At 71.3% G+C, this 16916-nt stretch carries 21 protein-coding genes; 10 read left to right on the forward strand and 11 right to left on the reverse strand.

From position 1 onward, the window contains the following. Positions 1-14: 14 nt before the first annotated feature. Positions 15-443 (reverse strand): iron chaperone, encoded by a 429-nt coding sequence (locus ACFO0B_RS01330; protein WP_378610392.1) that lies wholly within the window; start codon positions 441-443, stop codon positions 15-17. A 485-nt stretch (positions 444-928) separates the two neighbouring features. On the opposite strand from ACFO0B_RS01330, the gene ACFO0B_RS01335 reads away from it, so the two are divergent. Continuing rightward, on the forward strand, positions 929-1576 hold the full coding sequence (locus ACFO0B_RS01335; protein WP_378610393.1) for an LppP/LprE family lipoprotein: 648 nt from the start codon (positions 929-931) through the stop codon (positions 1574-1576). Positions 1577-1580: 4 nt separating this feature from the next. Here ACFO0B_RS01335 and ACFO0B_RS01340 read toward each other — a convergent pair whose 3' ends face one another. Beyond that, the gene (locus ACFO0B_RS01340) at positions 1581-2003 is read right to left on the reverse strand and encodes a DUF4259 domain-containing protein (RefSeq protein ID WP_378610394.1); all 423 of its coding nucleotides are present in this window, start codon (positions 2001-2003) and stop codon (positions 1581-1583) included. A 424-nt stretch (positions 2004-2427) separates the two neighbouring features. Between ACFO0B_RS01340 and ACFO0B_RS01345 the strand changes: the two genes are divergently transcribed. The 6 genes from ACFO0B_RS01345 (at position 2428) to ACFO0B_RS01370 (ending at position 6004) form a co-directional block, all read left to right on the forward strand. Beyond that, positions 2428-2808 carry a hypothetical protein gene (locus ACFO0B_RS01345; RefSeq protein WP_378610395.1) on the forward strand — a complete coding sequence of 127 codons (381 nt, stop codon included), beginning with the start codon at positions 2428-2430 and terminating at the stop codon, positions 2806-2808. Next, positions 2805-3626: a hypothetical protein gene (locus ACFO0B_RS01350; RefSeq protein ID WP_378610396.1), complete on the forward strand. Its 822-nt coding sequence runs from the start codon at positions 2805-2807 to the stop codon at positions 3624-3626. The genes ACFO0B_RS01345 and ACFO0B_RS01350 overlap by 4 nt, the downstream gene beginning before the upstream one ends. Beyond that, positions 3623-4099 (forward strand): roadblock/LC7 domain-containing protein, encoded by a 477-nt coding sequence (locus ACFO0B_RS01355; protein WP_378610397.1) that lies wholly within the window; start codon positions 3623-3625, stop codon positions 4097-4099. The genes ACFO0B_RS01350 and ACFO0B_RS01355 overlap by 4 nt, the downstream gene beginning before the upstream one ends. A 22-nt stretch (positions 4100-4121) precedes the next feature. Beyond that, positions 4122-4484 (forward strand): hypothetical protein, encoded by a 363-nt coding sequence (locus ACFO0B_RS01360; protein ID WP_233021005.1) that lies wholly within the window; start codon positions 4122-4124, stop codon positions 4482-4484. A 270-nt stretch (positions 4485-4754) separates the two neighbouring features. Beyond that, positions 4755-5516, forward strand: a complete 762-nt coding sequence (locus ACFO0B_RS01365) for a dioxygenase family protein (RefSeq protein ID WP_378610482.1) — start codon at positions 4755-4757, stop codon at positions 5514-5516. A gap of 14 nt (positions 5517-5530) precedes the next feature. Further along, entirely contained in the window at positions 5531-6004 is a 474-nt protein-coding gene (locus tag ACFO0B_RS01370; RefSeq protein ID WP_378610398.1) for a MarR family winged helix-turn-helix transcriptional regulator, read from the forward strand. Between the two features lie 85 nt (positions 6005-6089). Here ACFO0B_RS01370 and ACFO0B_RS01375 read toward each other — a convergent pair whose 3' ends face one another. The 3 genes from ACFO0B_RS01375 to ACFO0B_RS01385 form a co-directional block, all read right to left on the reverse strand. Then, positions 6090-6899 (reverse strand): hypothetical protein, encoded by an 810-nt coding sequence (locus ACFO0B_RS01375; protein ID WP_378610399.1) that lies wholly within the window; start codon positions 6897-6899, stop codon positions 6090-6092. Continuing rightward, positions 6896-7444, reverse strand: coding sequence for a hypothetical protein (locus tag ACFO0B_RS01380; protein WP_378610400.1), 549 nt, complete (start codon positions 7442-7444; stop codon positions 6896-6898). Before ACFO0B_RS01380 ends, ACFO0B_RS01375 begins: the two co-directional genes overlap by 4 nt. 123 nt (positions 7445-7567) lie before the next feature. After that, entirely contained in the window at positions 7568-8074 is a 507-nt protein-coding gene (locus ACFO0B_RS01385; RefSeq protein ID WP_378610401.1) for a MarR family winged helix-turn-helix transcriptional regulator, read from the reverse strand. 71 nt (positions 8075-8145) lie between these two features. Between ACFO0B_RS01385 and ACFO0B_RS01390 the strand changes: the two genes are divergently transcribed. Next, the gene (locus ACFO0B_RS01390; protein WP_378610402.1) at positions 8146-9591 is read left to right on the forward strand and encodes an MFS transporter; all 1446 of its coding nucleotides are present in this window, start codon (positions 8146-8148) and stop codon (positions 9589-9591) included. Here the strand turns inward: ACFO0B_RS01390 and ACFO0B_RS01395 are convergent. From ACFO0B_RS01395 to ACFO0B_RS01410, 4 genes are read right to left on the reverse strand one after another with little or no spacing between them, the layout of a single operon-like run. Next, a complete protein-coding gene (locus ACFO0B_RS01395; RefSeq protein ID WP_378610403.1) occupies positions 9578-10567 on the reverse strand; it encodes a glycine betaine ABC transporter substrate-binding protein in 990 nt (329 codons plus the stop codon). The genes ACFO0B_RS01390 and ACFO0B_RS01395 overlap by 14 nt on opposite strands. Then, positions 10564-11325, reverse strand: a complete 762-nt coding sequence (locus tag ACFO0B_RS01400) for an ABC transporter permease (protein ID WP_378610404.1) — start codon at positions 11323-11325, stop codon at positions 10564-10566. Before ACFO0B_RS01400 ends, ACFO0B_RS01395 begins: the two co-directional genes overlap by 4 nt. Beyond that, positions 11322-12563: an ABC transporter ATP-binding protein gene (locus ACFO0B_RS01405; RefSeq protein ID WP_378610405.1), complete on the reverse strand. Its 1242-nt coding sequence runs from the start codon at positions 12561-12563 to the stop codon at positions 11322-11324. Before ACFO0B_RS01405 ends, ACFO0B_RS01400 begins: the two co-directional genes overlap by 4 nt. Further along, the gene (locus ACFO0B_RS01410; RefSeq protein WP_378610483.1) at positions 12560-13207 is read right to left on the reverse strand and encodes an ABC transporter permease; all 648 of its coding nucleotides are present in this window, start codon (positions 13205-13207) and stop codon (positions 12560-12562) included. Before ACFO0B_RS01410 ends, ACFO0B_RS01405 begins: the two co-directional genes overlap by 4 nt. A 342-nt stretch (positions 13208-13549) precedes the next feature. On the opposite strand from ACFO0B_RS01410, the gene ACFO0B_RS01415 reads away from it, so the two are divergent. Then, the gene (locus tag ACFO0B_RS01415; protein ID WP_378610406.1) at positions 13550-14743 is read left to right on the forward strand and encodes a hypothetical protein; all 1194 of its coding nucleotides are present in this window, start codon (positions 13550-13552) and stop codon (positions 14741-14743) included. A gap of 158 nt (positions 14744-14901) precedes the next feature. Next, complete coding sequence (locus tag ACFO0B_RS01420; protein ID WP_378610407.1) at positions 14902-15621, forward strand: DUF1906 domain-containing protein; 720 nt, start codon at positions 14902-14904, stop codon at positions 15619-15621. A 7-nt stretch (positions 15622-15628) separates the two neighbouring features. Here the strand turns inward: ACFO0B_RS01420 and ACFO0B_RS01425 are convergent, their stop codons facing one another. Further along, positions 15629-15949 carry a hypothetical protein gene (locus tag ACFO0B_RS01425; RefSeq protein WP_378610408.1) on the reverse strand — a complete coding sequence of 107 codons (321 nt, stop codon included), beginning with the start codon at positions 15947-15949 and terminating at the stop codon, positions 15629-15631. A 70-nt stretch (positions 15950-16019) separates the two neighbouring features. Continuing rightward, positions 16020-16805 carry an Rv1157c family protein gene (locus tag ACFO0B_RS01430; RefSeq protein ID WP_378610409.1) on the reverse strand — a complete coding sequence of 262 codons (786 nt, stop codon included), beginning with the start codon at positions 16803-16805 and terminating at the stop codon, positions 16020-16022. Between the last annotated feature and the right edge of the window lie 111 nt (positions 16806-16916).

Raw genomic sequence — 16916 nt, forward strand, 5'->3', positions numbered from 1 at the left:
CGGAGCACAGAGTCTCAGCTCACCGCCTTGGCGATCAACGCCCCCAACCGCTCCGCATCCACCTCCGACAACTCCGTGATGGCGAACGACGTCGCCCACATCGACCCCTCGTCCAGCGCCGCGATCGCATCGAACCCGAACGTCGCGTACCGCGCCTTGAACTTGTCGGCCGCCTGGAAGAAGCAGAGCACCTTCCCGTCCTTGGCGTAGGCGGGCATGCCGTACCAGAGCTTGGGGACGAGGCCGGGGGCGTGCGTCTTGACGAGGGCGTGGATGCGCTCGGCGATGACGCGGTCGGCGTCGGGCATCTCGGCGATCTTGGCGAGGACCTCCGGCTCGGTGTCCTTGCCGCGCCTGCGGGACTTGAGCTCGGTCGCGCGCTGCTTCATCGCGTCGCGCTCCTCGGTGGTGAAGCCGTCGTAGCTCTTGGTCTTGTCGGTCATGGTGGCTCCTGCCTGTGGTGATCCGGTACCGGCAACGGTAGGGGTGCGGCAGGGTGCGTGGCTTCTCGAAAACTGATCGTTCGTGGCAAGCCCCGGAACTGGGGGCGTAATACCGGACGGAAGATTCCGATTTGGCTGGTGTCGGGATTCCGGAAGGGGAGGCAATGGGGAAGATCTTCGGGGCGGCGGTCATGGCGATCGGGGTGGTCGCGGCGGTGGCCGGATGTCAGGGCGATTCGGGAACGTCGGCGCCGCCGGGAACAACCGCGACGCAGGCGCCGGGCGGTACCCAGCAGCCGGGCGGCACGCAACAGCCCGGTGGCACGCAACAGCCCGGTGGCACGCAACAGCCGGGTGGGACGCAGCAACCGGGTGGGACGCAGCAACCGGGTGGGACGCAGCAACCGGGCGGACCGGGCCCGGGATCGCCCGCCCAACCCGCGACGGCGGGCAATGGGAAGTGCCTGGACCCGGCATCACCGGCGGTGACAGCAGCCGTCGCCACCCTCGGCAGGGCAGGGAACGAGGCCCCCTTCCTCCCGGACGGCGCCAGCGACAACCCGCTCGGCCAGTGCCCGCAACTCCTGTGGGCCCGGGTGACCGCGGGCGGCTCCGCGAGCTCCCCGTCGCACATCCTGTTCTTCGACAACGCCGGCTACCTCGGCACCGCAACCCAGCGCGAGACCTCCTACGCCTCGGCCACCGGCTCGACCGACACGGCCGTCCAGGTGCAGTACCGCTGGCTGGTCGGCGACGAACCGTTCTGCTGCCCGCAGGGCGGCCCGGTCACCATCACGTTCACCCTGAACGGCAGGGTGGTGACCCCGGATCGGCAGGTGCCGAGCGAGGTCACCGACCCGTTCCAGCCGGCCACCGGCTGCCCGGTGGACACCGCGACCCTGGTGACCGCGCTCCAGGGCACGGACATCGAGGACCGGTTGGCGACGCCGATCGAACTGGAGGACGCCAGGTGCGCGAACGGCTGGGCGTCGGCGCGCAGCGGGTCGCACGGCGGTACGACGCAGCCGGCCCGGGTGCTGTTCCAGTACTCCGCGAACGCGTGGCAGCCGGTCGACGTCGGCAGCGCCATCCGGTGCGCGGAGTACGGCGCACCGGAGCAGCTCTGCGGGTAGCGGGTCAGCGGCGCAGCACCGCCAGCAGTTCGTGCACGCTCACGAACGCCGGGTGCTGCGCCGTGTCGCCGCCACCGTCGGCCCACAGCTCCACCCACTCGGAGTCCGGGCCGAGCACCCGCTCCAGCGCACGCACCGCGAGTTCCGGTGTGCCCTCGCCGATATCGAGCGTTCCGCCCTCGGTGAGGAAGGTGGGCCCGTAGGCGGAGGTGACGGGGGTGCCGCCGGGGAGCGTCGAGGCGACGACCGCGGCCGCGGCGACGGCGGCGGTCGCCTCGTCGTTGTCCAGGTAGCCGGTGGTGTCCGCCGCCTCGGTCAGCGCGCCGCGCAGCAGGGCCTCGCGGTCGCCGGGCTCGGCGTGGTGGAGGCGCGCGCTCCAGTCGCCTGCGTGATCGTTGTCGAAGGGTCCGAAATCCCAGGCGCCCATATGTTCCTCTCCCGTGGTGTCGCGGCTCACCGTAGGGCACCGGGCCGACAGGGTGTGCCCGGCGGTCGCGGGGGCGTAGCGGCACGGTTGCCGATGAAACATACGGGTCGGTCGCCCAGCGGTAGCCCCGATGATCCCCGCACGGAGGCGCCGCCCAGTGCTTCCCGCGGGTCGGGGCAAGGGTCCTTGGTCCCTATCTCAGGTCGATATAGGAAGTACTTCGAGAATAAAAACCGGAAGGTCTCTCATGCCGCCGGGAAATGGATACCGAAAGGTTTCTAATACCGACAAGTCTGAATACTGACGGGTATATCGCGTGTAACCAGGGTTGCCCGGGATTATCTGCCGTTCGACGTGCGATCACTCGCGCCGGTGTGTAGCGTCTGGAATTCGTAACCTACGCAAGGAACAGGCCGGGGGATCGGTGATCGGGATCGATGGCTGCCTGCAACGCATCATGGACATTCCTGGTGCGCGCAGCGTGACACTGGTGGACGGGGCCAGTGGTCTGGCGATCGCAGCCGCAGGTAGACATGACCTCGTCGACGAGCACGAGGACGCCGCGGCGACCACGGACGTGGTGCGCGCGGTGCTCGGTTGCCCGGCGCTCGCGACCGAAGGCGACGACGTCAGCGAGATCATCGTCTACGGCACCAGCGGATATCACCTGCTGAATCTCGTGAACGGCGATTTCGACGGAAGATTATTCGTTCACGTCCTCTTCGACGAGGAAAACGGAAACTTGGCAATGGCGCGATTCCGGCTCAAGAATATCCTCGGTGAATTGGCCGGCGATCCCGCATGAGCACTGATCTCGAGCTCGAACTGCAGCGGCTGGAAAGGGCGGGGAGCACCGGCGTCCTGCGCGCGGGCGACGGCGAGTTCCACCTGGCCGAGGGTGCGATCGTCTCCGCGGAATGCCGCTGGACCACCGGGCTGGACCGGCTGGTGGTGGAGGCGGGAGTCGCCACCGAGGAGGACTGGCGAAGGGCGGGCGCGGGCGATCCGACGCCGGTGCTGGGCCGACCCCGGCTGGAAACCCTGGCGTTGCTGTCGGTCTTCGACGCCGCCTACTTCCTGCTCGCCACCGCCGAGCGGAGCGAATTCCACCCGGCGCCCGCGCACTGGCTCGCCCCGGTCTGCCACGTGCCGCCACGGGCGCTCATGCGCGAGTGCGCGCGCCGCGGCGATCCGCGCTCGGGGCCGTGGCCCGCCGCGCTGGTGGACCGGGCCGCGGTCATCCCGGTGCGCCGGGTTCGGCGCAGGCGCGTCGTGCTCACCGGCGGCCAGGCGGAGGTGCTCGCCATCGCGGACGGCCACCGCACCATCGCCTCGATCGCGCGGGCGCTCGGGCGCACCGCCTACGGGGTGCTGGAGGCGGTGCGCGAACTGACCGCCGCCGAGCTGATCGAGCATCCGGTGCTGCTGCCGGAGCCGCCGGTCGCCGAAACCTCGACGCTTCCGGTGACGCCGCTTCCGGTGACCCCGTCGCTTCCGGTGACCCCGCTGCCGCGCCGCCGCGCCCAGCCGGTCGAGCCGCTCGCCCCGTACGACCGGCTGGAGCCGGTCGACCGCGAGGTGCTGGTCCGGCTGAAGGCCGCGCTGGAGGAGCTGAAGTGGTGACGGCGGGAAAGAAGCTGCTCGGCGATCTGATGGGAAGGAAGAGCAAGGTGTCGATGTCCGGACCCGAACCCGACGCCGTCGTCCTGGCGGAGCTGAAGGCCCTGCGCGAGCGGGTGCCGAAGCTCACCGGGTCGCTGGTGGCCTCCAGCGACGGCCTGTTGGTCGCGCACGACCTGCCCCCGCAGATCGAGCCGTCCCGGATGGCGGCGCTGGCCGCCTCCCACCTCTCGCTCTCGCACCGGCTCGCGACCACCGCGCACGGCGGCGGGTTCCACGAGGTCGTGGTGAACGGCACCGGCGGCCACGTGGTCATCTACGCGGCCGGCTGGACCTCGCTGACCGTGCTCGCCGGCCCCGAGGTGAACGTCGGGCGGTTGCACCTGGAGAGCCGCCCCGTGGCCCGCGCCATCGCCGACCATCTGACGGCGATCACGAACGATCCCGGAAAAGACCGGGCAACGAAAACCCACTGAGAGGAAACCTGTGTCCACCACCATGGATCTCGCTCTGAAAGACATGATGGTCATCGACGGCGCTGTCGGCGCCGCGGTGGTCGACTACAACAGCGGCATGGCGCTCGGCATGCTCGGCAGCTCCAAGTCGCTCGACCTGCAGGTCGCCGCCGCGGGCAACACCGAGGTGGTGCGGGCCAAGATGCGCACCATGGAACAGCTCGGGCTGAACGAGGACATCGAGGACATCCTCATCACGCTGCAGGGCCAGTACCACATCATCCGCCCGATGACCGGCCGCAAGTCCAAGGGCCTCTTCCTCTACATCGCGCTCGATCGCAACCGGGCCAACCTGGCGCTGGCCAGGCACCGGCTGCGCGGGATCGAGGAGGATCTCGAGGTCTAGCACCTCGCACGCTCGCGGAGCCCGGCACCGGGGCCGGGCATCGCGGGAATGAATCAGCACCTCGCGGCGCTGCAGTCGGTAGAATTTGAACTTTGAAATACCGACTTCCCGAGGTGACCCGTGACCACGTCCCGCCTGCTCGATCCGGCAGCGTCGCGCACCGCGGCGGCCGATGCGCTCGTCCCCGCCGCGCACCCGTTCGCCGCACACCTGCGCCGCACCGCCGCGGGCGCCGCGCCGCACCGCGGCTGGACGCCGGGCGACGGCCCGCTGCCCGCGCTCTACCTCAGCCACGGCGCGCCGCCGCTGCTGGAGGACGCGCCGTGGATGCGCCAGCTGCACGACTGGGCCCGCGCGCTGCCGCGGCCGCGCGCGATCCTCATCGTCAGCGCGCACTGGGAATCGGATGCCATCGGCATCACCAGCACGGCGCCGACCGAGCTGGTCTACGACTTCGGCGGCTTCCACCCGCTCTACTACCGGATGCGGTACGACACACCGGAATCCGGCTCGCTCGCCGAGCGGCTGCGGGCGGTGCTGCCGGACGGCACGCACGTCCACGAGCACCGCGGCCGCGGGCTCGACCACGGCGCCTGGATTCCGCTGAAGGTCATGTACCCGGAGGCCGACATCCCGGTGCTGCAGCTCAGCCTGCCCACCGCGGACCCGGCCGGGCTGCTCGCGCTCGGCGCCCGGCTGCGCGCGCTGCGCGCCGAGGGGGTGCTGGTGATCGGCTCCGGCTACATGACGCACGGCCTGCCCTACGTCGACTGGGCGCACCCGGAGCGGGTCCCCGGCTGGTCGCGGGAGTTCGACGAGTGGGCGGCGACCGCGCTGGCCGCCGGTGACCTGGCCGAGCTCACGGAGTACCGGCATCGAGCGCCGGCACTGGCCTACGCGCACCCGACGGTGGAACACTTCACACCGCTGTTCGTCACCCTCGGCGCCGCGACCGATCCGGCCGCCGCGGTCACCACCGTGATCGACGGATTCGCGATGGGCCTGGCCAAGAGGTCGGTCCAGACCGCCTGAGAGCTGAGGTGCCCGTGCCCGATCCACGCTGGCTGGACGACCGCGAGATGGCGGCCTGGCTGCCGCTGATCAAGCTCATCCACCTGCTGCCGCAGGCGCTGGACCGGCAGCTGCGCGACGAGGTAGGGATCGGGCACAGCTACTACTCCATGCTCGCCTCGCTCTCCGACGCTCCCGACCGCACCATGCCGATGGGCGAGCTGGCCCGCTACACCGCGACCAGTCCGTCCCGGCTCAGCCACGCCATCTCGGTGATGCAGCAGCGCGGCTGGGTCGAGCGCAAGCCGTCGCCCGCGGACCGCCGCATCCAGTACGCCACGCTCACGACCGCCGGGCTGGAGGTGCTGCGCAAGGTCGCGCCGAGCCACGTCGCCGAGGTGCGCAGGCTGATCTTCGACCGGCTCACCCTCGAACAGGTGGACCAACTGCGCGAGCTGGGCACGGCGTTGCTGGACGGGCTCGACGGCGCCGAACCGGCGGGGCGCTGAGCGGGATCCGTCCAGGGGTGCCGCGGGAACGCCGAAAGCACCGGCCCGCGAATCGGATTCGCGGGCCGGTGCGGTCGAGCGTCGGTCAGTTGCCGAGCGTGAGCAGCTTCTGGAAGAAGTCGCGGTACTCGCGCAGCGCCTGGCGCAGGTCCTCGGTGTCGCCGTCGGTGCCGCGGGACCAGCGGCCCTGCAGTTGCTGCTGGCGCTCGGACCAGCGGGTGGTGATCTGCTCGACGGTCTCGGCCACCAGCAGGTCCGCCCTGGTGACGGCGTCGTGCGGGTTGTCGACGAAGGAGCCCTGGACTTCCTTCCAGCGGGTTTCCAGGACGTCGAGCAGGTCGCGGTCGAAGAACGGCTTGTCGGCGGCATTCACGGACTGCGGGGTCGTCGCGGTGGTGGCCGGGACGCCGGGTTCGCGGGAGACCGTGGCGGAGTGCGGCTCCACGTCGAGGTCGGGGGTGGTGTCGTGGTCGCTGCGGTGGCCGGTAGTGGGCTCGACGGAGGCGGCCGGGTTGGCCGTGATCGTCGGCTTGCCGGACAGTCCGTCCGCGGTCGCCGCGTCGTCCGTCACCACGGTGGAGTGCGACTTCTCGTGCGTCCCGTCGGTATCCGTCGCGCTGTACGCCCGATCGGTGTCGAACGGCTCGTGCGCCCGATCGGTATCCGCTGTGCGGTGCGTCAGGTCGGTGTCCGACGCGGTGTGCGTGCCGTCGGTGCCGGGGTCGGTCGGCGCGTGCCGCTCGCCTGCGTGCGGCTCGTGGCCGTCGAAGGTATCCCGCGTCGGGCGCGGCGTCGCCGAAGGCTCGGTGACCGCGGTGGATTCGCCGGGCGCTCCCGGCCCGCCGCTGATCCGGACCTGGTCCCGGTCGCGGGTGCTGTTCTGGTCGGTGCTCATGCGTTCACGTCCTCGGTGCTGTAATGGCCATCGTCGAGCAGGTCACGGAAGATTTCGCGGAAGTGCACGATGGCGGTGCGCTGATCCTCGGTGGAGGCGTCGCGGCCGGCGATCTCGTGGCCCTTCCGGTAGTGCTCGAGGACCGCCGTGTGCCGCACCGAAAGGTGCGCGGCCTGCTCCTCGTACCCGCCGGTGGGGTAGCCGCGTTCGGCCATCACCTCGGTGACCAGGCGGTCGGCCTCCCGCACCGCGCCGGCCGGGTCGTCGACGAACTGCTCCTGCACGCCGTTCCAGCGCTCCGAGTACTTCGCGGCGCGTGCCGGCTCCAGCGGTCGCAGTTCGAGGTCCGCGTGCTTGCGCTCGCGGTCGAGTAGTTCGTGCTCGCCGCTGCGCTTGTCCGGCGCCGCGGTCACCACGCGGTCGTACTCGGGGCCGAATCTGCGCTTCAGCTTGTTGCTCCGTAGCGCGGGCCGCACCAATAGGGCGATCCCGGCCGCGGCGACGATCACCACGAGTACCACGATGGCCAACACTCCAGCAGACACCCGATTCCTCCTTTGCCGAACCCGATGTGTCGAAAACGGAATGCCTCGCCACCGCGATCCGAAACGGTGCTGTCCGCGGCGGATCCGAAGCGGGCGGGAGGTTTTCGCCGGGCGGCGAGGAATTTACGGTCGCTGACCTGGTTCGGCGACGGATTCGGCGGCGGGGCGCGGCCACGGATTCTCTTCGCGCTGCTCGATATCCCGGTTGAACCGGGCGATGAGCGCGCCGAGCTGAGCCAGGTCGGCCGCCGGCCACTCGGAGACCACCGTCCGCAGCCCCTCGTGCGCCAGCGCGCGGTCGGCGGCGAGCAGCTCCAGCCCCTTGGCGCTGGCCCGCACCTTGCGCGCCACCCCGCCGTCCGGGTCGGGGACCCGCACCACGAGCTGCTGCCTGGACATCGCCGCCACCTGGCGGTTCAGCGTCGAGATGTCGAGCCGGAACGCCTCGGCGAGCTCGCGCAGGCTGAGCGCGTGCTCCAGTTCCAGCCGGGTCAGGATGAGGAAGGCCGAGCGCTCGAGCTGGTGCCCCGCGCGTCGCGGGGTGGCGCCGGTGTAATGCCGGGAGAGCAGGGTCAGCTCGAACGAGAGCCGTTCGACCGGGTCGTACTCGCCGGAACCGGAATCGGACATTCGACCACTATGTCCCAGGAGCGGGGGAGCGCCAAATTGTGCACGATGCACATGGTGTGTACCGTGCACATGTGAGTATCACCGCCGAACCCGACACCGGGTCACTCGGCGGCGAGCGCCGCCTGCCGCCGCCCGCCGTCCTGATCGCCACGCTGAGCACGGTCGGCGTCGTGGTCTCGCTCATGCAGACCCTGGTCATCCCGATCGTCCCGCTGCTGCCCGGGCTGCTCGGCACCTCGCCGACCAATGCCTCCTGGGTCATCACCGCCACGCTGCTGGCCGGTGCGGTGATGATGCCGATCAGCGGCAGGCTCGGCGACATGTTCGGCAAGCGGCGGATCCTGCTGGTATCGCTGTCGCTGCTGGTCGTCGGATCGCTGGTCTGCGCGCTCTCCTCCTCGCTGGGGCCGGAGATCGTCGGCCGGGCGCTGCAGGGCGCGGCCACCGGCGCGATTCCGCTCGGGATCAGCATCCTGCGCGACGAGCTGCCGCCGCAGCGGGTGGGCTCGGCCATCGCGGTGATGAGCGCGACGCTCGGCGTCGGCGGCGCCGTCGGGCTCCCGCTCGCCGCGGTGATCGCGCAGAACGCGGACTGGCACGTGCTCTTCTGGACCTCGGCCGGGCTCGGCGCGCTCTGCGCGGTGTTGGTCTTCCTGCTGGTGCCGGAGTCGGCGGTGCGCACGCCCGCCCCCTTCGACTTCCTCGGCGCCATCGGGCTCGCCGTGACGCTGGTCGCGCTGCTGGTCGCCATCACCAAGGGCGTCGACTGGGGCTGGAGCAGCGGCAGCACGCTGGGGCTGCTCGCGCTCGCGCTGGCCGCCGGGCTCGTCTTCGGCTGGTACGAGCTGCGCCGGAAGGCGCCGCTGGTCGACCTGCGGGTCTCCGCCCGGCCACGGGTGCTGCTCACCAACCTGGCATCGATCGCGATCGGCTTCGCGCTCTACGGCATGTCGCTGACCTTCCCGCAGCTGCTCATGGCGCCGGAGGCGACCGGCTACGGCTTCGGCCTCTCCATGGTCGCGGCGGGGCTGGCGCTCGCCCCCGGCGGGTTGATGATGCTGCTGCTCTCGCCGGTCTCGGCGCGGATCTCGGCCGCGCGCAGCCCGAAGCTGACGCTGGGGCTCGGCGCGACGGTGGTCGGGCTCGGCTACCTGAGCGCGGTGGTGTGGATGGGCGCGGTCTGGCAGATCGTGCTGGCCGCGAGCATCGTGGCGGCGGGCATCGGGCTGGCCTACGCGGCCATGCCCGCGCTGATCATGGGCGCGGTGCCGATCAGCGAGACCGGCGCGGCCAACGGCCTGAACGCGCTCATGCGCGCCATCGGCACCTCGACCTCGGCGGCGGTGATGAGCGTGGTGCTCGCGCACATGACGATGGAGCTCGGCGGGCACCAGCTGCCCTCGCGGGACGGCTTCCTGCTGACCTTCCACATCTCGGTCGCCGCGGCCGCGCTGGCGGTGCTGATCACCGCCTGCATCCCGATGAAGCGCACCGCGGACGCCGCTACCCCTTCGTGACGAAGCCCTGCTCGACCATCCAGTCCCGCGCCACCTCGGCGGGCTCCCTGCCCTCCACGTCGACCAGCCGGTTCAGCTCGGTCACCGACTCGTTGGTGAGCAGCTTCGTGATCGGCTCCAGCACGGTGATCACCTGCGGGTGCTCCGTGGCGTAGGCGTCGCTCAGCACCAGCGCGGCGTTGTACTTGGGGAAGAAGGCGCGATCGTCGGTGAGCAGCAGCAGGTCGAGCGCCGGAATGCGGCCGTCGGTGGCGGCCACCGAGCCGAACCGGCAGGAGCCGCCGTCGGCGACCGCGCTGTAGACCACCGCGTCCTGCACGATCTGCTTGGGCGCGCTGCCGTTGTCGATGTCGTAGGCCTCCGCCATGCCGGGGTAGCCGTCCTGCCGGACGTTGAACTCGGTGCCGACGCAGGTCACGGCGGCGCCCGGGTCGGAGTTGAGCAGCTTCGCGTAGTCGGAGAGGCTGCGCACCCCGGTCTGCTGCGCGTACGCCGCGCTGGTGGCGAGCGCGTAGGTGTTGTTCACCGGGGCCATCGCGGCCCAGCGCATGCCGTTGGCGGCGAGATCGGCGTCGCGCACCGCCTCGAACTGGCCCTGTGAGTCCGGGATCGGCTTCTCGTTGCCGAGGTAGTTGATCCAGCCGGTGCCTGTGTAGTCGAAGGCGATGTCGATCTGGTCGTTGAGCTGGGAATCGCGCAGGCTGTTCGAGCCCTGGATATTGGTCAGGTCGCGGACGTCCATCCCGGCCGCGGTGAGCGCGAACTCGATGATGTAGCCGAGGATGAGCTGCTCGGTGAAGTCCTTGGAGCCGACGGTCACCGCGACCCCCTCCAGCTCCGGGACCGGCTGGATGCTGCCGGGCCCGACGCTCAGCGGCACCGCGCCACCGGACTCGAGCCCGCACCCGGTCAGCGCCAGCACCGCCGCCGCCAGCAGCGCGCCGAGCCCCCGGCCCGTACCGCGGCCCGCCCTCACCGCAGGCCCTTGGGCCCCAGGTACTGCTCGGCCAGCGCGCCCAGCCAGTCCACCAGCAGCGCGAGCGCGACCGCGAGCACCGCCCCGAGCACCAGGGTGACGTTGTCCCGCAGCTTGTAGCCGGTATCGATGAGGATGCCGAGCCCGCCCGCGCTGACCAGGAAGGAGAGCGTCGCGGTTCCGACCGCGAGCACCAGCGAGGTGCGCAGCCCGGCCAGGATGTACGGAATGGCGAGCGGGAACTCGATGCGCCGCAGCACGGCCCACTGCGACATGCCCTGCCCGCGGCCCGCGTCCACCACCGCCGGATCGACCTGCTGGTAGCCGAGGATGGTGTTCCGCAGCACCGGGAGCAGCGAGTAGAAGGCGATCGGCGCCACCCCGATCCAGAACCCGGTGGTGCTGGTGACCAGGTAGAACAGCACGATCAGGCCGATCGCCGGAGCCGCCGCGCCGATATTGGCGATGCCGACGAAGACCGGGGCCAGCCTGCGCCAGCCGGGCCGGGTGACCAGGGTGCCGATCGGCACCGCCAGCGCGACCACGATCAGCACGACGGTCACCGTGATCAGGATGTGCTGCCAGGTCACGGTGGCGACATTGGAGACATTGACGCTCGCCTCCTGGGTCGCGGTGAGATCCCGGTTGAAGGCCCAGATCAGCACCCCGGCGACGAGGAGCGCGACGAGCAGCGGCTGGGCCAGCAGCCGCAGCCGCTCGGCCCTGCGCTCGGCGCCGGTGGAGACCGCGGTGCTCACGCCGGCTCCGAACTTCCGCCGGACGGCTCGGCATTGCCCGCCGCGGGCTTCGCCGCCTCGTGCTCCGGCGACTCGGCGGCGTGCCGCACCGTCGCCAGGTGCGACACCAGGGTGTCGACCGCGATGGTGCCGAGGTACTCGTTCCGGTCGCCGGTGACGATGGCGGTCGCGGTCGGCTCGGCGAGCAGCGCCTCCAGCGCGTCCTGCAGCGTCGAGCGCCGCGCGACCCAGTCGGCCACCGGGGTGCCGACCGCGGCGAGCGAGGCGGCGCGGTCCAGCTGGTCGGCGGTGACCCAGCGCAGCGGCCTGCGCCGCTCGTCGAGCACGAGCGCGAGGGAGTCCCCGCTGCGGGCGAGCTCGGCGCGCAGGCCGGCGATGTCGTCGGTCTCCAGCGCCGCCGGGGTGGGGTGCAGCTCGATATCGCTCACCCGGGTGAGCGTGAGCTGCCGCAGCCCGGCGCCCGCCCCGACGAAGCCGGCCACGGTGTCGTCGGCGGGCGCGGCCAGGATGGCCTCGGGGGTGTCGTACTGCAGGATGCGGGATTGATTGCCGAGCACCGCGATCCGATCGCCCAGCTTGACCGCCTCGGCGAAGTCGTGGGTGACGAAGACGATGGTCTTGTGCAGCTCGGCCTGTAGCCGGAGCAGCTCGTCCTGCAGGAAGCCGCGGGTGATCGGATCGACCGCGCCGAACGGCTCGTCCATCAGCAGCACCGGCGGGTCGGCGGCGAGCGCGCGGGCCACCCCGACGCGCTGCTGCTGGCCGCCGGAGAGCTGGCGCGGGTAGCGGTCGTGGAAGGTCGCGGCGTCCAGCCCGACCAGGTCGAGCATCTCCTCGACCCGGGCGGCGATCCGCTTCTTGTCCCAGCCGAGCAGCCCGGGCACGGTCGCGATGTTCTTGGCGACGGTGAGGTGCGGGAAGAGCCCGGACTGCTGGATGGCGTAGCCGATCTTGCGGCGCAGCTGGTCGCCGTTGATCCGCAGCGCGTCCTCGCCGCCGATGGTGATCTTCCCCGAGGTGGGCTCGATCAGCCGGTTGATCATCCGCATGGTCGTGGTCTTGCCGCAGCCGGACGGACCGACCAAGACCACGATCTCGCCGGGCGGCACCGTCATCGAGACATTGTCGACCGCGGGCTTCTCGCTGCCTGGGTACCGCTTGGTGACCGAATCGAGCACGATCTCGACGCCGGAGACCGCGTCGGTGCCCGCGGACGTGTGCAGGTCGGTGTCGGTCACGTCGTTCCCCTCGAGATGGTGAGTCGTCCGACGAGGACGAGGATCCCGTCGAGCAGCAGGGCCAGGATCACGATCAGCACGGTGCCGGTCAGCGCCATCGGCACGGCGGTCGGGCTGCCCAGCCTGGCCAGCCCGGAGAAGATCAGGTTGCCGAGGCCGGGGCCCTTGGCGTACGCCGCGATGGCGAGGATTCCCATGATCATCTGGGTGCTGACCCGCATGCCGGCGAGAATGGCGGGCCAGGCCAATGGCAGCTCGATCCGGGTGAGCACCCGCAGCGAGTTCATCCCGACGCCGCGGGCCGCGTCGGTGACGGCGGGATCCACCGCCGCCAGCCCGACGATCGTGTTGCGCAGGATCGGCAGCAGCGCGTAGAGCACCAGCGCGATCACGGTCGGCGCGACGCCGAGGCCGAAGATCGGGATCAGCAGCCCGAGCAGCGCGAAGGACGGGATGGTGAGGACGGCGCTGGCCAGCGCCGTCGCCACCGAGGAACCGAACGGGCTGCGATACACCAGGATCCCGATCAGCACCGCGATCAGGGTGGCCAGGAACACCGACTGCACCACCGCCGAGACATGCAGATAGGAATCGGTGAGCAGCTGCTCGCGCCGGTTCACCACGAAGGTCCACAAGGTGTCCAGGATTGCCTCCCACGGCCCGGTGTTGCGATGCAGACTAACCCCTCCTACCCCGCGGAGCGGGCGTTCCGCGCGCCGGGAGCGGCGCGTTGCGCTCTCCGGCCGAGGTCGGCAGCCCGCGGGGGGTTCCGGTCGGGCCGAGCAAAACTGTTGCCGCTCAACCTGAATGGCCGATGCGAGGGTGGCGTTTCGGCGCGGGGGGCTTACGATGGGAGCGCGGCGCCCGGCAGCGTCGTTTCCCGGGCCCTGTCCTGCCTCCCCCTCATCGGCAGGACAGGGTTCCCCGCTCGTCGCGTAGCGTGTGCTGTGTCCGCTGCCCAGCTCGAGGTTTTTTCGGAAGACGAGATGCGCCCGACCGACGAGACACCGCCCGCCCCGGCCCTGCGCGCGGAGCGGGAGCCCGTGCCCGAGCAGGAGTGGCTGGAGTACGCGGAGTTCGGCGAGCGCTTCGTCGCCCACGCCGTCACCGAGGAGCGGGTGGCCGCCGCGGTCGCCGGGGTCACCGGGCGCAAGATCACCTTCGGGCCGTTCAAGCTCGGCCCGGCCGGGCTCGCCGGGTTCGTGGCCGAGGGCAAGGTGGGGGAGCCGCGGATCGTCCGGCACGGCCCGCACGTGCACTACACCGTGACGGTTCCGGTCTCGCTGGCGCTGAAGGCGCTGCTCGGTGGCCGCAAGCTGCGGCTGGAGGCCGTGGTCTCGGTGGAGGTCGCGCTGCACGCCCGCACCGCGAGCCCGCTGCTCGTGGTCATCGACATCCCCGCCATCCGCCCCGACGACGTGAGCGTCGTGCTGCGCACCCAGGCGGGCGACGCGGTGAACGAGATGCTGCTCGACCCGATCGCCGGCGTCGTCCAGCGCGAGGTCGCCAACCGGGTGAACCCCATGCTCGCCGACCCGCAGACCCGCCGCCGCCGGGTCTTCGACATCGAGGCGATCGTCGCCGGAACCGAATCCGCGCACCGCCGCAGGGCCGAGGCGGAGTGGGCGTTCGACTGGATCGACTACGCCGAGTTCGGCAGGCGCTTCTTCCCGCTGCTGGTCACCCCGGAGCGGGTGAACGCGGTGCTGGAGGAGCGGCTGGCGGGCAGGCCGATCGAGATCGGGCCGCTGCGCACCGGCCCGGGCCGCCGGGCGACGGTGACCGTGCGCGGCGCCGTCCGGCTGCCGACGCTGCGCCCCCGCGAGCCCGCGCCCGGCCACATCGAGCCGGTGGTCTACGACATCACGCTGCCGGTCGCGCTGGACATCACCGTCGACGTGCTCAAGGCCAACCGGTACCGGGCCGAGCTGGAGGTGCCGCTGGTGCTGGCCGCCCGCGCCGCCGACCCGCTGCTGCTCGTCATCGACGTGGACCCGCCGGACCCGGCCGAGATCCGGCTGGAGCTCGCCGCCGAAGGGGTCAGGGCGGCGACGCTCGGCGCGCTCGCCAAGATCCGCAAGCAGGTGGTGGCGCAGGTCGCGGGGGTGATCCGCAAGGAACTCACCTCCGGCTCCGGCCGGGTGATCGACGTGGGCGCGCGGATCGGGAAGTCCGTGTAACCGCTGTTGTTCGTGAGTCTGGCGGTTCGGGTGGGGTTTGTGGTGAAATGAGTCCACGTTCGAGGCTCCCGGCGCGTGTGACCAGGGGAAGGTGCGCCGGGCACGCTGTTCTACCGAGTTCGACAGGGTGCACGGGGGGTTCACGAAGGAGTCCTGCGATGTGCTCGTCCTCCGCTGCCCTCTCCCGTCGCGGCCTGCTCGGTCTCGCGGCCGCGGGCGCCGCCGTCGCCGCGGTCGGAATGCGCGCCCCCGGCGCCTCCGCCGCCCCGCTCGGCACCCTGATCGACTACTCCGGCGGTGTTCCCTCGGCCGAGGCCATCGCGGAGGCCGGGCACGCCGGCGTCATCCGGTACGTCTCCGACCGCAGGCCGGGCGCCGAATGGATGGCGGGCAAGCCGCTGCTCGCCGGCGAGGTGGCCGATCTGCGGGACGCCGGGCTGGAGATCGTCTCCTGCTATCAGTTCGGCAAGGGCCCGACGGCGGACTGGCGCGGCGGCCTCGCGGCCGGGCGCGAACACGCCGAGCGCGGGCTGGAGCTGCACCGCGAGGCGGGCGGGCCGGAGGACCGGCCGATCTACGCCGCCATCGACGACAACCCGACCCCCGTCGAGTTCGCCACCATGATCGCGCCCTACCTGCTCGGCTGGAACGGGGTGGTCGGCAAGAGCAACACCGGCATCTACGCCAACGCGCCGACCATCGAGCTGGCCAGGGTGGCCGGGCTGGCGAGCTGGTTCTGGCAGCACGACTGGGGCACGCCCAAGGGCTTCGTGCACCCCGCCGCGCACCTGCACCAGTTCGAGATCGACAAGCGCGCCATCGACGGCGTCGGCATCGACCGGAACCACATCCTGCGCCCGCAGTACGGGCAGTGGTGATCCCGGGCTAGGTCTGGCTGTGCAGCACCGGATCCGGCTCCGCGTCCGGGACGACGCGCAGCACCGGCCTGCGCTCCGGCTCGGCGTGCAGCCCGCGCCAGGAGAGCAGTGACCAGCGGGAGAGCCCGGAGAAGGCCGAGCCGAGGCTGAGGAACGACCCGGACGAGAGCAGCGAGCCGAACGACCCCACCGAGCCGACCGAGAGCACCGACCCCACGCTCCCGACGGACAGGATCGAGTAGGCCGAGCCGATCGACAGGATCGACCCCTCGGAACGAATGGACAGCAGCGACCGCCTGCTCCGGATCGACCGTCTGGTGCTCACCATGCTTGTGGTCTATCACACATGACGGCGCCCCGCGAGCGTGGCTCGCGGGGCGCCCTCATGGCGGGAAATATCAGGCCACGCTGAAGAATCCGAGCGTCGGCAGGAAGGAGCAGGTGCGCGGCTCCGACTCCGCGTCGGCCTGGGTGGTCAGCGAACCGGAGACCACGGCGGCGATCCGGCCGCGGCCGGTGTCGACGATGGCCGAGAGCGTGGCCGGGCCACCCGGGTTGATCTTCGCCTCGTTGGTCAGCACCTGCACGCCGGACTGCCTGGTGTCCAGGTTCAGCCACTGCACGGTGAACGGCGGGTTCTGCACCTCGGTCGGCTCCTTGGTGCCGAGCGCGGTGAAGACGAAGCCGGTCTGGCCGGAGGCGGGGCCGGGCGGCGGCAGCTGGGCCGGGCCGGGAACCGCGAGCGCGGTGCCGATCGAGTCGGCCGAGGCGCTGATGCAGCCCTTGCCGATCGAGGGGTAGAGGAACTGCGCGATGACCGGGCCGTCGTCCGGGATCTCCGGGCCGCCGCCGCCGCTGCCGTCGAGGAACGTGATGATCCGCTCCAGCGTCGAGCGGATCTGCGGCGGCAGGTTCAGGCTCGCGAGCAGCGCCTTGGCCTGGTCGAGGATGGCGGCCTGCGGGCCTGCGGCGACATCCGCCGGACCCGCGATGGCGCCTGCGATGGCAGGGGCGAGAGCGGCGAGCGCGTCCACCGGGACGCCTTCGGGAACCATCGGCACGCTGTAGCCGGCCGCGGTCGCCGCCGGCGCCGGGGCGGCCACCGAGGTGGCGGGCACGGCCAGAGTGGCACTCGCCGTGAGGGCGAGGGCGGAAAGGGCGATCCGCGATCGGGTGCGAAGCACTGGGCTAGCCGTCCTTACCTTCGGGTACATCGGGGGACGCGAAGGCGAGAACGCCATCGTGTCGGGGTCACTTTAGGGACAACGTCGCCGTGTGTACAGCGCCACCGCCCC

The organism is Nocardia jiangsuensis (genome assembly GCF_042650385.1).
GTDB lineage: Bacteria > Actinomycetota > Actinomycetes > Mycobacteriales > Mycobacteriaceae > Nocardia > Nocardia jiangsuensis.